Source organism: Mesorhizobium sp. NZP2234, from assembly GCF_013170765.1.
Taxonomy (GTDB): Bacteria; Pseudomonadota; Alphaproteobacteria; order Rhizobiales; family Rhizobiaceae; genus Mesorhizobium; species Mesorhizobium loti_D.
Genome location: NZ_CP033364.1, coordinates 4727489 through 4740094, shown reverse-complemented (window position 1 = coordinate 4740094; position 12606 = coordinate 4727489). Strand labels below are relative to the sequence as shown.

Below are 12606 nucleotides of genomic sequence, written 5' to 3'. Positions count from 1 at the left end.
TTTCAGCGATGAATCTTCTGGATCATCTGCGCCGCATGGCCGGGAACAATCTCTGGTCTAACGACCGGCTCTATCGCGCCGTGCTGGCGCTCAAGCCCGGTGAGTTCGAGGCCGAGCGCACCAGCTTTTTCCCGTCGATCAAGGCGACGCTCAACCATGTCCTTGCGGTCGACTATCTCTATCTCGATTTTCTCGAAGAGGGTGGCGTCGGTGCCGCAGCCCATGATGATTTTGTGCCTCTCGACGAGCCCCATGCGTTGTTTGCCGCGCAGATCGCGGCCGACCGGCGTCTGATCGCCTTCTGCGACGGCCTGTCGGAGGCCGATCTCGACCGCCGCGTGATCACCGACCGGCGTGAGGACGGCATGATCCCCGAGCGCATCGGCGATATCCTTGCCCATGTCTTCCTGCACGATATCCACCATCGCGGTCAGGTGCACGCAATGCTGTCCGGCACCTCGGTTGCGCCGCCGCAGCTGGACGAGTTTTTGCTCGATTATGACATCAAGCTGAGGAAGGCGGAGGTCGAGCAGCTGGGATTGTGAGCCGGTTTTCGCCTATCAGGCCAGAGCGACGCCGTAACGGGCGAAATGCGGGTCAGATGTTAGGATGGTCAGGTTCTCCACCTGCGCCTGCGCGATCAGCAGTCTGTCGAACGGATCACCATGGTGGTGGGGTAGGCCGCTGACGGTATTCGCATGATGCAAAGTTACGGCGAGCGGCTGAAATCGCATCCTTGGAAGCAGCGTTGGCAGATCGTCCGGCGCATCGAGTTTTCCGATCGAACGTTTGATGGCGATTTCCCACACGCTTGCCGCGCTGGCGAACACCACGACGTCCGAAGCCAGGATAGCGCGGTGCTGTTCGCTGAGACGTCGGTCGTCCGAAATCGACCAGAGGATGATATGGGTGTCGGCGAGATACTGGCCGACCGTCATTTCACGTACTCGTCCCATTCGGGGCCGAGTTCGTCAAAATCGTCCGCAATCCAGATCTTGCCCTTCAAGGCGCCGATACGCGGCAGCGTTTCGATGGCCGCCGGTGGTACAATGCGCGCGGCCACTTTGCCGTGGCGTGTAAGTATGATCTCCTCGCCGGCTTCAGCGCGGCTGACGAGTTCAGACAATTTAGCCTTGGCCTCGGCGATGGAAACATTCATAGCGCGATCCTTTATGACCATAATTTAGGTCATAATTGATCGCGCCGCAAGAAGTTCGGTTCGAGGCAGCCTACGCCGCCTTGCCGTCGACCCTGATCACGCCGCGCTTGATTTGGTCCTGCTCGATCGATTCGAACAGCGCGCGGAAATTGCCTTCGCCAAAGCCTTCGTCACCCTTGCGCTGGATGAACTCGAAGAAGATCGGCCCGATCACCGTCTTCGAAAAGATCTGCAGCAGGATCTTGGTCATGCCGCCGTCCACCACGCCTTCGCCGTCGATCAGGATACCGTGCTTCTTCATCCGTTCGATCGGCTCGTCATGGCCGTTCACCCTGGCATACGACATGTCGTAATAGGTTTCCGGTGGGCCTGGCATGAACTTCAGCCCGTTGGCGGCGAGCTTGTCTGTGGCGGCGTAGATCTCGTCGGTGCCGACCGCGATGTGCTGGATGCCTTCGCCATTGTACTTCTTCAGGTACTCGGCGATCTGGCTGGTCTCGTCCTTGGATTCGTTGAGCGGAATGCGGATCTTGCCGCAGGGCGAGGTGATGGCCCGGCTGACCAGGCCGGTGATCTTGCCGTCAATGTCGAAGAAATGGATCTGCTTGAAGCCGAACAGATTGCGGTAGAAATCCCACCATTTGTCCATCTGGCCGCGATAGACATTGTGGGTCAGGTGGTCGAGGAAATAGAAGCCGACGCCTTGCGGCCGCGGGTCGCGCGCGCCGAGCCATTCAAACTCGGCATCGTAAGCCGAGCCCTTTTTGCCGTAGGCGTCGATGAAATAGAGCAGCGAACCGCCGATACCTATGATTGCCGGCACGTCGAGCGCCTTGTCGTCACCTTCGTAAGGCGTGGCGCCCTTCGAGACGGCGTGGTCGAAAGCGTGCTTGGCGTCGACCACGCGCCAGGCCATCGAGGCGGCGCAGGGCCCATGCTTGTCGGCGAATTTCATCGCATGCGAGCCCAGCTCGGCATTGACGACATAGTTGATGTCGCCCTGGCGCCAGACGGTGATGTCTTTCGTGCGATGCTTGGCCACCGTCACATAACCCATGCGGGTAAACAGCTCGGCCAGCTTCTGCGGCTCCGGATGCGCGAATTCGACGAACTCGAAACCATCGGTGCCGGCAGGGTTTTCCTTGCTGATCTTGGCGGGCGGGGCATCGTGCGGGAAGGGACCCATGGTATTCCTCCGGAAGCTGGCTCGGCCTGAAACGGCCATCTGACGCCATCATAGCGCGGAGCCGGCGCATGGTGCTTGCATTCAAACGCTTGAAATGGTCATCTCATGCGTGAAGCATGCATGTTGAAAGACAAAACCATGGATGAGACGCGCATTGATCAATTTGATCGCAAGATAATGGCGCTTCTGCAAGGTGATGCGCGGCTGACCAACAATGATCTCTCGGAGCGGGTGAACCTGTCGGCATCACAATGCTCGCGCCGTCGCCAGCGGCTCGAGGAAGACGGCTATATCAAGGGCTATCGGGCGGTGCTCGACCGCGACAAGCTCGGCTTCTCGCTGGTCAACGTCATTTCCGTGACCCTGGCAACCCACAACCGCGACAACGCCCGGCGCTTCGGCGAACTGGTGGCGCGGCTGCCGGAAGTGCAGGAGGCGCACGCGCTGACCGGCGAGATGGACTATATCCTGAAGGTGGTGACGCCTGACCTGAAGTCGCTGTCTGAATTCGTCAACGGCGTGCTCCTGCCGCACGAATCCGTGCAGCATGTGAAGACGGCGATCGTGCTGGAGACGCTCAAGGAAACCGGCGCGCTGCCGATTTAACCCTTCGACTGCTGGATCAGCCCATAAAGGTTGGTGCAACGCGCGCCGGAGCGGCAATAGGCGAACACCGGGCCTTCCAATTCATCCAGTGCTTCGGCCTGGTCCTCGACATTCTCGGCGGTGATCTGGCCGCTGATCACTGGAATGTAGCGGAAGGCGAGGCCCGCGGCTTCGACCGCCGCCTTGAGCGTGTCGGCCGAAGGCTGGCCGGGCTGTTCGTCATCCGGCCGGTTGCAGATGACGCTCTTGAAGCCGGCGGCCTTGATGGCCGCGACGTCTTCGGGCTGGATCTGGCCCGAGACCGAATAGTCTTCGCTGATCTCGCGGTATTCCATGGCATCATCCTCGCAATCTGGTTTGTCGGGAGTCTTGCCACTCCCCGACGTGGCCGGCAATCCGCGCCGATAGAAATCATTCAACTGAGATAGACGCATCCAGCGGAGAATCCAACTCAAGCGGCCCAGGCCGGGAACGGATCGGGCGGCCCGTTCCACAGCTCGGGCCGGAAGTCGTCGGCTTCAACCACAGATCAGCAACAAAAGGCGGAGACTGGCTCCACCTTTCCGAGCATGGCGCTCCTCAGCTGCCGAGGATGGCGCCTTTGATCTGGCGGATGTTGTTGTGCATCATGTCGATATAGGTCGAGCCCGGGCCATCGGGCCGCGACAGCGCATCCGAATAGAGCGTGCCACCCACCTTGATGCCGGTCTCGCTGGCGATCTGCTCGATCAGGCGCGGGTTGGTGATGTTCTCGACGAAGATGGCCGCCGCCTTGTCCTGCTTCACCTGCTCGACCAGCTTGGCGACATCGGCGGCCGACGGCTCGGAATCGGTCGAAATGCCTTGCGGGGCAAGGAAGATCAGGCCGTATTCGTGTTCGAAATAGCCGAAGGCGTCATGCGAGGTGATAACGACGCGCTTCGCCTCGGGGATCGACTGGATCGCCGCCTTCACTTCGCCTTCCAGCGCATCGAGCTTCTTGGTGTAGGCGGCGGCATTGGTCTGGTAGCTGACGCAGCCCTCGCTGTCGGCCGCGCAGAAAGCCTCGGCGATGTTCTTCACATAGATCTTGGCATTGGCGATCGACTGGAAGGCGTGCGGATCGGTGACGGTCTTGCCGCCGCCCGTGCCGGCGCCTTCGGCCGCGTCGGCGTCGGCGAATTCAGGCTTGAAGTCGATCGGCGTCACGCCCTTGGTCAAGGTGACGATAGAGGCTTTGGTGGCGCTGGCATCGACCAGCCGCTGCAAAAAGCCTTCGAAATGCAGGCCGTTGACCAGCACGATGTCGGCCCTGGCCATGGCGACCGCGTCGGCCGGGCTCGGCTCATAGACATGGGCGTCGCCGTCCGGGCCGACGATGGTGGTGATGTCGACACGGTCGCCGCCGACATTCCTGGCGAAATCGGCGATGACGGTGAAGCTGGCGACCACTTTCAGCGGTGCCGCGAAGGCCGAAGAAGCGCTAAAGGCGGTTAATGTTATAACGCTCATCGCCAAGGCGGCACGGATCGATCTCAGCATGGACGGGTCTCCTTTCGAGGGGCGGGGGTCAGGCTGTTCTGTGACGGTGATGGATGATGCGGGCGCGCAGAATGCCGCGCGTGCCGAACAGGATCGATGCGAAATAGACGACGCCGGCCGACAGGATGATGGCCGGGCCGGACGGCAGCGAGGCGTGATAGGACAAAAGCAGCCCGGCAATGCAGGAGGCAAAGCCGATCAGCACGGCCAGCACGCACATCGGCTCGACGCGCACCGTCCAGAAGCGGGCGGCGGCCGCCGGCAGCATCATCAACCCGACGGACAACAAGGTGCCGAGCGCCTGGAAGCCGCCGACGAGGTTGAGCACGACCAGGCCAAGGAAGATGAAATGCACCGGGCTGCCCATGCGGCTGACCGAACGCAGGAACAGCGGATCGAGGCATTCGGCGACCAGTGCCCGCCAGAAGACGGCGAGACTGACCAAGGTTATCACGACGATGCCGCCGATCAGTGTCAGCGCTTCGTTGTTGAGCGCCAGCACGGTGCCGAACAGCACATGCATGAGATCGACGCTGGAGCCGCGGATCGAGACCATCAGCACGCCGATGGCGAGCGAGATCAGGTAGAAGGCCGCCATCGAGGCGTCCTCACGCTGGATGGTGAAGCGCGAGACGGCACCGGCGCCGAGCGCGACGATGATGCCTGCGATCAGCCCGCCAATGGTCATCGGCAGGATTTCGAGGCCGTAGAACAGGAAGCCGGCGGCCGCACCCGGCAGGATGGCGTGCGCCATGGCGTCACCGGACAGGCTCATGCGCCGCAGCATAAGGAAGACGCCGATCGGGCAGGCGCCGAGCGACAGCATCAGCGAGCCGAACAGCGCCCGCTGCATGAAGGCGAAATCGGCAAAGGGCGCGATGAAAAGACCATGGAGCGTGTCCATCAGGCAGCCCTCGGTCCGGCGCCGTGATGATGGTGGCCGTGATGATCGTGGCCATGCGCATTATCGTCGGTGTGGTCGTTCGGTTCGCACCACGGCGCGTTTTCTTCCCAGGCTTCATGAAAGCGGCGCGCGCGCAGCAGATTTTCCGGCTTCAGCGTCTCGCGCGTTTCGCCCCAGGCGATCGGCTGGCGGGCCAAAAGCAGGGTTTCCGGGAAATTCTGACGGACCAGATCGAGATCATGGACGACGACCATGATGGTGCGTTCTTCGCCATGCCAGCGCTTGATCAGGGCGATCAGGTCACCGACGGTCTTGGCATCGACGGCGTTGAACGGTTCGTCGAGCAGGATGAGGTCGGCGTCTTGCAACAGCACGCGGGCGAACAGCGTGCGCTGCAACTGGCCGCCCGACAGCGTGTCGATCGGGCGCTCTTCGAAGCCGCCGAGGCCGACCGCCATCAGCGCCTGGCTGACCGCCGCGCGATCTTCTGATGTGTAGCGGCCGAGCATGCCGCGCTTCGGCCAGAGCCCCAGCGAGACAAGGTCGACAACGCGCGCCGGGAAGGAGCGGTCGAGTTCTGATTGCTGGGGAAGGTAGGCGGCGCGCACGCCGGGTGCGCGAACAACCTCGCCGGCCATCGGCTTCAGCACGCCGACAATACCCTTCATCAGCGTCGATTTGCCGGATCCGTTGGCCCCGACCACGGCCGTCAGCGAGCCCTTGCGGATCACGCCGTCGAGGTGATGGATTGCCGGGTGGCTGTTGTAGCCCAGCGTCAGATCACGGAATGTCAGGCAGGTCTGGGTCATGTCGTTCCGTGGCGATGCCATGTCCGGCAGGGATGGCGGTTTGGATATGTGATGTTATTACATTAGTCAACAAGCCAATCGGGCGGAATTGCGAACGGCGGCTCAACTTGCCGTGAATCTCACTCTTGCTGGTCCAAGGGGAATTGGCCCGGCGGCCTTGCCCGAAGCGAACCGCAACTCTAAACAGTCGCCACCTGTAACAGGAAGGAACCTCCCATGAGCATTCGACGCATCGATGTTGGCCCGCGCATGAGCCAGATCGTGATTCACGGCAACACGGTCTATCTGGCCGGCCAGGTCGGCGAACCCGGCGGCAACGTCGCCTCGCAGACCCGTGATATTCTGGCGACCATCGACGAATTGCTGGCCAAGGCCGGCACCGACAAGACCAAGATCGTTCAGGCGATCATCTGGCTGGCCGACATGGGCACCTTCGCCGAGATGAATTCAGAATGGGACAAGTGGGTGCCGCAGGGCCACACCCCCGCCCGCGCCACCGGCGAAGCCAAGCTCGCGGGTCCGGAATATCTGGTCGAGATCATTATTACGGCGGCGATCTAAGCGCGGCGCCTGAACTGCCAATCTCCCCCCACGTGGGGGAGATCACTCACCCCTGCGAAGGCGTAAACCTCGCCACCAGCGTGTGGCTTTCCGCGGGATAGACAAACCGGACATGGGTGACCGGGTGTTCCGCGCTCCAGGTGCGGCGCTCGACCACAAGGCAGGGCGCGCCGGGATCGATGTCGAGCGCGTCGGCAATGGTCTCATCCGCGGCCATGGCGCGGATGCGGTGTTCGGCCTCGCTCCAGGGCACGCGGCCGATCAGCCAGGGCCCGGCGGCGATGTCCAGGAACTCTTCGTCCCCCGCTTCCGGAACAGCCGAAAGATTGATCAGACGCTGCTCGAGCGCGAACGGCCGCTCGCCGGCAAAATGCAGGCCTTCGACCCACAGCAATGGCCCTGCCGCGGACAGCCCCAGCAGCGCTCTGTCCTCCGCGTTGCCGCGCCGCTTCAGGCGCTCCAGCCGTTCGTAGCGATAGGGCAGGCCGAGCGCTTCGACCTCGATCCTGATGTCGTGAAGTTCCAGCACCGCCGCCTGCGACTGCGGCTGGCGTACAAAACTGCCGGAACGGCGGCGGCGCTCGATCAGGCCGGCCTTTGCCAACTGCGACAGCGCCTTGTTCACAGTCATGCGCGAGCATTTGTATTCGGCGGTCAGCTCGTGCTCGAACGGGATACGGTGACCGGGCGCCCAGGCCCCGGACAGGATTCTTTCGCGGATATCGGAGAGGATGCGCTGGTGCAGCGAGACGGTCTCGCTGTCCTCGATCTCTGTCGTTTCGGCCATGCTCATCTTGGATCAGCCCTCGGACAGCGCCGTCATCACCTTGCGGAATCGCTCGCCTACCACGCCTCGCTTCAGATGCCTGCCGCCGCTGACCTGTTTCTGCCCATGCACCCAGACGCAATCGACCTTGCTGCCATTGGCGAAGATCCAGGCGTCGAGGATGGCGTCACCGGACTTGCCGGCCAGTGAGGGGGTCTTGGCATCGAGCGAGACGAGATCGGCGGCCGCGCCGACGGCGATCCGCGAGGCACCGGCACCGAGCGCGACGCCGCCGCCCTCGAGCGCCGCGTCGAACAGCGCCCGCCCGGTCGAGCCACCGGCCACCGCGAGCACGTTGCGGGCGCGATGCGCCAGGCGCTGCGAATATTCGAGCTGCCGCAATTCGTCGGGCAGGCCGACCAGCACGTTGGAATCGGAGCCGACACCGAAACGGCCGCCATGCTCCCTGAACAGCGGCGCCGCGAACGTCCCGTCGCCGAGATTGGCCTCGGTGATCGGGCAAAGACCGGCGATGGCGCCGCTCCTGGCCATGCCTGTGGTTTCGGTATCGGTCATGTGGGTGGCATGGATCAGGCACCAGCGCTGGTCGACATCGGCATGGCCAAGCAGGAATTCGACCGGGCGTGCGCCGGACCAGGCAAGGCAGTCCTCGACTTCCTTGACCTGTTCGGCGACGTGGATGTGGATCGGCCCATTTGGAGCCAAGGCAGCGACCTGGGCCAGTTCTCCGGGCGTCGCGGCGCGCAGGCTGTGCGGCGCCACACCGACGACGGCTTGATTCAACGCGCGAACCGATTCGCTAGACTTCTCAACAAGCCGGGAGAACCGATTCACATCGTTGATAAATCGGCGCTGGCCTTCATTTGGTGCGGCGCCGCCGAAGGAGGAGTGCGCGTAAAACACCGGCAGCAGCGTCAGGCCGATGCCGGTTTCGCCAGCCGCGGCCGCGATGCGCTCGGCCATCTCGGCGAGATTGGCATAGGGTTTCCCGTCGCGGTCGTGATGCAGATAATGGAATTCGCCGACGCGGCAAAAACCGGCCTCGAGCATCTCGACATAAAGCTGAGCGGCAACCGCCTCGACCTGGTCCGGCGTCATCGACAGTGCGAAACGGTACATCACCTCGCGCCAGCTCCAGAAACTGTCGGCGGAGGGGCCGCGAAGCTCGGCAAGACCAGCCATGCCGCGCTGGAATGCGTGGCTGTGCAGATTGGGCATGCCGGGCAACAGGATGGAGTGGCGCTCGTCGCCCACTGACGCGGTGGCTCCGGACGCAACGGCCGCGATGCGTCCGCCGGAGCAGGTGACCCGCACATTGTTGTGCCAGCCATTGGGAAGAAGCGCCTGTTCCGCAAAGATGTCAGTCACTTTTCTCTCCGCTTTCCCGTCTCTCGTGCGATGATGCCACTTGCAGTGCGTTTCAATATGTATATACATAATCGCCACCGATTGAAACGGAAAAGATGATGGCTGCAGAGAGCAAAAGCCGGGCAGGGGATCTTCGTCTGTGGCGCAATGCGCGTCTGGCGACCTTGGCCGAAAGTTCCGCCGGTCTCGGTATCGTGGAGCATGGCGCCGTCGCCGCGCGAGACGGCCGCATTGTCTATGCCGGGCCGGAATCCGAGATGCCCTCGGCGCTTGCCCGGGGCGAAACGGTCGATTGCGAGGGCCGCTGGATCACGCCCGGCCTGATCGACTGCCACACCCATCTGGTCCATGCCGGCAATCGCGCCAACGAATTCGAGATGCGGCTGGCTGGCGCCACCTATGAGGAAGTCGCCAGGGCCGGCGGCGGCATCGTGTCCTCGGTCAAGTCCTTGCGCGCCGCCAGCGAGGACGAACTGGTTGCCCAGACGCTGCCCCGCCTCGACGCGCTGATGGCCGAGGGGGTCACGTCGGTCGAGGTCAAATCGGGCTACGGGCTCGATGTCGACAATGAGAAGAAGTCGCTGCGCGCCGCCCGCCGGCTGGGTGGCGAACGGGCTGTGACGATCCGCACGACTTGTCTGGCCGCCCATGCGCTGCCGCCCGAAGCCAAGGGCGACAAGGACGCCTTTATCGACCTTGTTGCCGGAACCATCGTACCGGCGGTTGCCGCCGAAGGCCTGGCTGACGCGGTTGACGGTTTTTGTGAAGGCATAGCGTTCTCGCCGGAACAGATGGCACGCGTATTCGATGCGGCAAAGGCAGCCGGTCTTCCCGTAAAACTCCATGCCGACCAACTGTCCAACCTGCATGGCGCCGAACTCGCCGCGCGCTATGGCGCACTGTCGGCCGATCATCTCGAATACACCGATGAGGCCGGTGCCGTGGCGATGGCCAAATCAGGGACCGTGGCCACGATCCTGCCGGGCGCCTATTACTTCATTCGCGAGACGAAGAAGCCGCCGATCGGCCTGTTCCGCCAGCACGGTGTCAGGATGGCTGTCGCTACCGACAACAATCCCGGCACCTCGCCGCTGACATCGCTGCTTTTGACCATGAACATGGCGGCGACCCTGTTTGCATTGACGGTCGATGAATGTCTGGCGGGCGTTACCCGCGAGGCCGCCCGCGCACTAGGCCTGTTGGGAGAAACCGGCACGCTGGAAGCGGGAAAATCCGCCGACCTGGCGATCTGGGACATCGAGCGCCCCGCCGAACTCGTTTACCGCATGGGCTTCAACCCGCTTCATGCCCGCATCTGGAGAGGACAATGACCGAACTGACCTTGAAGCCCGGCAATGCGACGCTGGCCGACTGGCGCGCCATCTACCGTGGCGCCGCATTGCGGCTGGACGATGCGTGCCGCCCAAAGATCAAGGCGAGCGCCGAGGCTGTCGCCAGGATCGTTGCCAAGGGCGAGCCGGTCTATGGCATCAACACCGGGTTCGGCAAATTGGCCAGCGTGCGTATCCCAGCCGGCGATCTCGAGACCTTGCAGCGCAACATCGTGCTGTCGCATGCCGCCGGCGTCGGCGAACCGATGCCGGTTGCCGTTGCCCGGCTGATGATGGCGCTGAAACTTGCCAGCCTGGCGCAGGGAGCGTCCGGTGTGCGCTCCGAAACCATCGAGTTGCTGGAAGCGATGCTCGCCAACGACGTCATCCCCGTGGTGCCGGCGCAAGGCTCCGTCGGCGCTTCCGGCGACCTCGCGCCGCTGTCGCACATGACGGCGGTGATGATCGGTGTCGGCGAATGCTTTACCCCGCATGGCCGCTTCCCGGCCAAGGTCGCCTTCGTCTCGCACGGCCTCGAGCCGGTGACGCTTGGCGCCAAGGAAGGTTTGGCGCTGCTCAACGGCACGCAGTTCTCGACCGCCTATGCGCTGGCCGCTCTGTTCGAGGCCGAAGTGCTCTATCAGTCGGCGCTGGTCGCCGGCGCGCTGTCGACCGATGCCGCCAAGGGGTCCGACGCGCCGTTCGATCCGCGCATTCATCTCCTGAGAAAGCACCGTGGCCAGATCGAGACGGCGGATGCGCTGCGCAACCTGATGGCCGGCAGTGCCATCCGCGAGTCGCACCGTCTCGGCGACGAGCGCGTGCAGGATCCCTATTGCCTGCGCTGCCAGCCGCAGGTGATGGGTGCCGCGCTCGACGTGCTGCGCAAGGCCGCCGATACGCTCGAAACCGAGGCCAATGGCGTCACCGACAATCCGCTGATCTTCGCCGAGGACGATACCGCGCTCTCCGGCGGCAATTTCCACGCCGAGCCGGTGGCCTTTGCCGCCGACATGATCGCGCTTGCCGTTTGCGAGATCGGCTCGCTGTCGGAACGCCGTATCGCCATGCTGGTCGACCCGGCACTGTCCGGCATGCCCGCCTTCCTGACACCGAAGCCCGGCCTCAACTCCGGCTTCATGATCCCGCAGGTGACGGCGGCGGCGCTTGTCTCGGAAAACAAGCAGAAGGCCTATCCGGCCAGCGTCGATTCGATCCCGACCTCGGCCAACCAGGAAGACCATGTCTCGATGGCCGCGCACGGCGCGCGCCGTCTGATCGGCATGGTCGAGAATGCGACGGCGGTGATCGGCATCGAGTTGCTGGCCGCCGCGCAGGGCTGCGATTTCCATGCGCCACTGGCGTCGAGCGCCGCGCTCGAAGCGGTGCGCAAACTGGTCCGGGCCGAAGTGCCGCATCTCGACAATGACCGGCATTTCCACCCTGACATGGAGAAGGCAATCGCCATGGTGCGCAGTGGCGCGACGGTCAAGGCTGCCGGCGCGGTGGCGCTGCCCTCGATTGCGGGAGCGGCGTGATGGCCGCCACACCCTGGCTCACCGTCAGCCAAGGCACAGCACCCCTGCTGGTGTCGATCCCGCACACCGGCATCGACCTTGCCGGCCTCGAAAACCGGCTGGTGTCGCCCTGGCTCGGCCGCCGCGACTGCGACTGGTGGATCGACAATCTCTATGACTTCGCCGGCAGCCTCGGCGCCACCGTCGTCCACACCGCGATCTCGCGCACCGTCATCGACGTCAACCGCGATCCTTCGGGTGCTTCGCTCTATCCCGGCCAGGCCACCACCGGTCTGTGCCCGACCGAAACCTTTGATGGCGATCCGCTCTACCGCGAGGGCGAAGAGCCGGGACCGTCGGAGGTCGACGAGCGTCGCGAAAAGTTCTTTGTGCCTTATCATGCCGCCTTGCAGGCAGAGATCCACCGGCTGCGTGGCCTTCACGACAAGATCGTCCTCTACGATTGCCACTCGATCCGTTCGGTGCTGCCGCGCCTGTTCGAAGGCACGCTGCCGGTGTTCAACCTCGGCACCAATGACGGCAAGAGCGCCGACCCGAACCTGCAGGCAACGGTCAGCCAGATCATGGCCGAAACCGGCGAAACCTCTGTCGTCAACGGGCGCTTCAAGGGCGGCTGGATCACACGCCACTTCGGCCAACCGCAACAGGGTGTCCACGCCTTGCAGATGGAACTCTCAAACCGTGGCTACATGCGCGAGCCGGAAGAAAAAGGAACGCCGGACAATTGGCCGGTACCCTACGATGCCGAGTTTGCGGCGCCGATCCGCGCGACGCTGAAGACCATCCTCGAAACCGCGATCGACTGGGCAAGGCGCTGACGCGCCGCCCGTCTTGCT

General features: G+C 63.5%; 15 protein-coding genes. 6 read left to right on the top strand and 9 right to left on the bottom strand.

Features of this window, described 5'->3' with window-relative positions:
• Positions 1–8: 8 nt before the first annotated feature.
• A complete protein-coding gene (locus EB230_RS23485; RefSeq protein WP_056562779.1) occupies positions 9–545 on the top strand; it encodes a DinB family protein in 537 nt (178 codons plus the stop codon).
• A gap of 15 nt (positions 546–560) precedes the next feature.
• Here EB230_RS23485 and EB230_RS23480 read toward each other — a convergent pair whose 3' ends face one another.
• The 3 genes from EB230_RS23480 to hppD form a co-directional block, all read right to left on the bottom strand.
• The gene (locus EB230_RS23480; RefSeq protein WP_056562776.1) at positions 561–938 is read right to left on the bottom strand and encodes a type II toxin-antitoxin system VapC family toxin; all 378 of its coding nucleotides are present in this window, start codon (positions 936–938) and stop codon (positions 561–563) included.
• Positions 935–1159: a type II toxin-antitoxin system prevent-host-death family antitoxin gene (locus EB230_RS23475; protein ID WP_056565456.1), complete on the bottom strand. Its 225-nt coding sequence runs from the start codon at positions 1157–1159 to the stop codon at positions 935–937. The genes EB230_RS23480 and EB230_RS23475 overlap by 4 nt, the downstream gene beginning before the upstream one ends.
• Positions 1160–1229: 70 nt before the next feature.
• A complete protein-coding gene (gene hppD, locus EB230_RS23470; RefSeq protein WP_056562773.1) occupies positions 1230–2345 on the bottom strand; it encodes a 4-hydroxyphenylpyruvate dioxygenase in 1116 nt (371 codons plus the stop codon).
• A gap of 138 nt (positions 2346–2483) precedes the next feature.
• Here hppD and EB230_RS23465 point away from each other — a divergent pair, with 138 nt between their 5' ends.
• The gene (locus EB230_RS23465) at positions 2484–2951 is read left to right on the top strand and encodes an Lrp/AsnC family transcriptional regulator (RefSeq protein WP_032933331.1); all 468 of its coding nucleotides are present in this window, start codon (positions 2484–2486) and stop codon (positions 2949–2951) included.
• Here EB230_RS23465 and EB230_RS23460 read toward each other — a convergent pair.
• From EB230_RS23460 to aztA, 4 genes are all read right to left on the bottom strand, one after another.
• Positions 2948–3286: a TIGR01244 family sulfur transferase gene (locus EB230_RS23460; protein ID WP_056562770.1), complete on the bottom strand. Its 339-nt coding sequence runs from the start codon at positions 3284–3286 to the stop codon at positions 2948–2950. The two genes, EB230_RS23465 and EB230_RS23460, sit on opposite strands and share 4 nt — an antisense overlap.
• Before the next feature lie 244 nt (positions 3287–3530).
• Positions 3531–4472 (bottom strand): zinc ABC transporter substrate-binding protein AztC, encoded by a 942-nt coding sequence (aztC, locus tag EB230_RS23455; RefSeq protein ID WP_056562767.1) that lies wholly within the window; start codon positions 4470–4472, stop codon positions 3531–3533.
• Between the two features lie 28 nt (positions 4473–4500).
• A complete protein-coding gene (gene aztB, locus EB230_RS23450; RefSeq protein WP_056562764.1) occupies positions 4501–5376 on the bottom strand; it encodes a zinc ABC transporter permease AztB in 876 nt (291 codons plus the stop codon).
• Positions 5376–6185 (bottom strand): zinc ABC transporter ATP-binding protein AztA, encoded by an 810-nt coding sequence (aztA, locus tag EB230_RS23445; protein ID WP_056562760.1) that lies wholly within the window; start codon positions 6183–6185, stop codon positions 5376–5378. Before aztA ends, aztB begins: the two co-directional genes overlap by 1 nt.
• A gap of 216 nt (positions 6186–6401) precedes the next feature.
• On the opposite strand from aztA, the gene EB230_RS23440 reads away from it, so the two are divergent.
• Entirely contained in the window at positions 6402–6746 is a 345-nt protein-coding gene (locus EB230_RS23440) for a RidA family protein (RefSeq protein WP_056562755.1), read from the top strand.
• 46 nt (positions 6747–6792) lie between these two features.
• On the opposite strand, the gene hutC is transcribed toward EB230_RS23440, so the two are convergent.
• The gene (hutC, locus tag EB230_RS23435) at positions 6793–7539 is read right to left on the bottom strand and encodes a histidine utilization repressor (protein ID WP_056562754.1); all 747 of its coding nucleotides are present in this window, start codon (positions 7537–7539) and stop codon (positions 6793–6795) included.
• 6 nt (positions 7540–7545) lie between these two features.
• A complete protein-coding gene (locus EB230_RS23430) occupies positions 7546–8901 on the bottom strand; it encodes a formimidoylglutamate deiminase (protein WP_172374049.1) in 1356 nt (451 codons plus the stop codon).
• A 98-nt stretch (positions 8902–8999) separates the two neighbouring features.
• Between EB230_RS23430 and hutI the strand changes: the two genes are divergently transcribed.
• Genes hutI through hutG form a run of 3 tightly spaced genes read left to right on the top strand, consistent with a single transcriptional unit; the run spans position 9000 to position 12588 of the window.
• Positions 9000–10232 carry an imidazolonepropionase gene (hutI, locus tag EB230_RS23425; RefSeq protein ID WP_056565453.1) on the top strand — a complete coding sequence of 411 codons (1233 nt, stop codon included), beginning with the start codon at positions 9000–9002 and terminating at the stop codon, positions 10230–10232.
• Complete coding sequence (gene hutH / locus EB230_RS23420) at positions 10229–11770, top strand: histidine ammonia-lyase (RefSeq protein ID WP_172374048.1); 1542 nt, start codon at positions 10229–10231, stop codon at positions 11768–11770. Before hutI ends, hutH begins: the two co-directional genes overlap by 4 nt.
• On the top strand, positions 11770–12588 hold the full coding sequence (gene hutG, locus EB230_RS23415) for an N-formylglutamate deformylase (RefSeq protein WP_056562743.1): 819 nt from the start codon (positions 11770–11772) through the stop codon (positions 12586–12588). Before hutH ends, hutG begins: the two co-directional genes overlap by 1 nt.
• Positions 12589–12606 lie beyond the last annotated feature (18 nt).

What these genes read in the sequence shown, in the direction of transcription:
- EB230_RS23440 (WP_056562755.1), top strand. Translation starts at nt 6,402, where the DNA reads ATGAGCATTCGACGCATCGATGTTGGCCCGCGCATGAGCCAGATCGTG.
- EB230_RS23465 (WP_032933331.1), top strand. Translation starts at nt 2,484, where the DNA reads ATGGATGAGACGCGCATTGATCAATTTGATCGCAAGATAATGGCGCTT.
- hutG (WP_056562743.1), top strand. Translation starts at nt 11,770, where the DNA reads ATGGCCGCCACACCCTGGCTCACCGTCAGCCAAGGCACAGCACCCCTG.
- aztC (WP_056562767.1), bottom strand. Translation starts at nt 4,472, where the DNA reads ATGCTGAGATCGATCCGTGCCGCCTTGGCGATGAGCGTTATAACATTA.
- hppD (WP_056562773.1), bottom strand. Translation starts at nt 2,345, where the DNA reads ATGGGTCCCTTCCCGCACGATGCCCCGCCCGCCAAGATCAGCAAGGAA.
- EB230_RS23475 (WP_056565456.1), bottom strand. Translation starts at nt 1,159, where the DNA reads ATGAATGTTTCCATCGCCGAGGCCAAGGCTAAATTGTCTGAACTCGTC.
- aztB (WP_056562764.1), bottom strand. Translation starts at nt 5,376, where the DNA reads ATGGACACGCTCCATGGTCTTTTCATCGCGCCCTTTGCCGATTTCGCC.
- hutC (WP_056562754.1), bottom strand. Translation starts at nt 7,539, where the DNA reads ATGAGCATGGCCGAAACGACAGAGATCGAGGACAGCGAGACCGTCTCG.
- EB230_RS23460 (WP_056562770.1), bottom strand. Translation starts at nt 3,286, where the DNA reads ATGGAATACCGCGAGATCAGCGAAGACTATTCGGTCTCGGGCCAGATC.
- hutI (WP_056565453.1), top strand. Translation starts at nt 9,000, where the DNA reads ATGGCTGCAGAGAGCAAAAGCCGGGCAGGGGATCTTCGTCTGTGGCGC.
- EB230_RS23480 (WP_056562776.1), bottom strand. Translation starts at nt 938, where the DNA reads ATGACGGTCGGCCAGTATCTCGCCGACACCCATATCATCCTCTGGTCG.
- aztA (WP_056562760.1), bottom strand. Translation starts at nt 6,185, where the DNA reads ATGACCCAGACCTGCCTGACATTCCGTGATCTGACGCTGGGCTACAAC.
- EB230_RS23485 (WP_056562779.1), top strand. Translation starts at nt 9, where the DNA reads ATGAATCTTCTGGATCATCTGCGCCGCATGGCCGGGAACAATCTCTGG.
- hutH (WP_172374048.1), top strand. Translation starts at nt 10,229, where the DNA reads ATGACCGAACTGACCTTGAAGCCCGGCAATGCGACGCTGGCCGACTGG.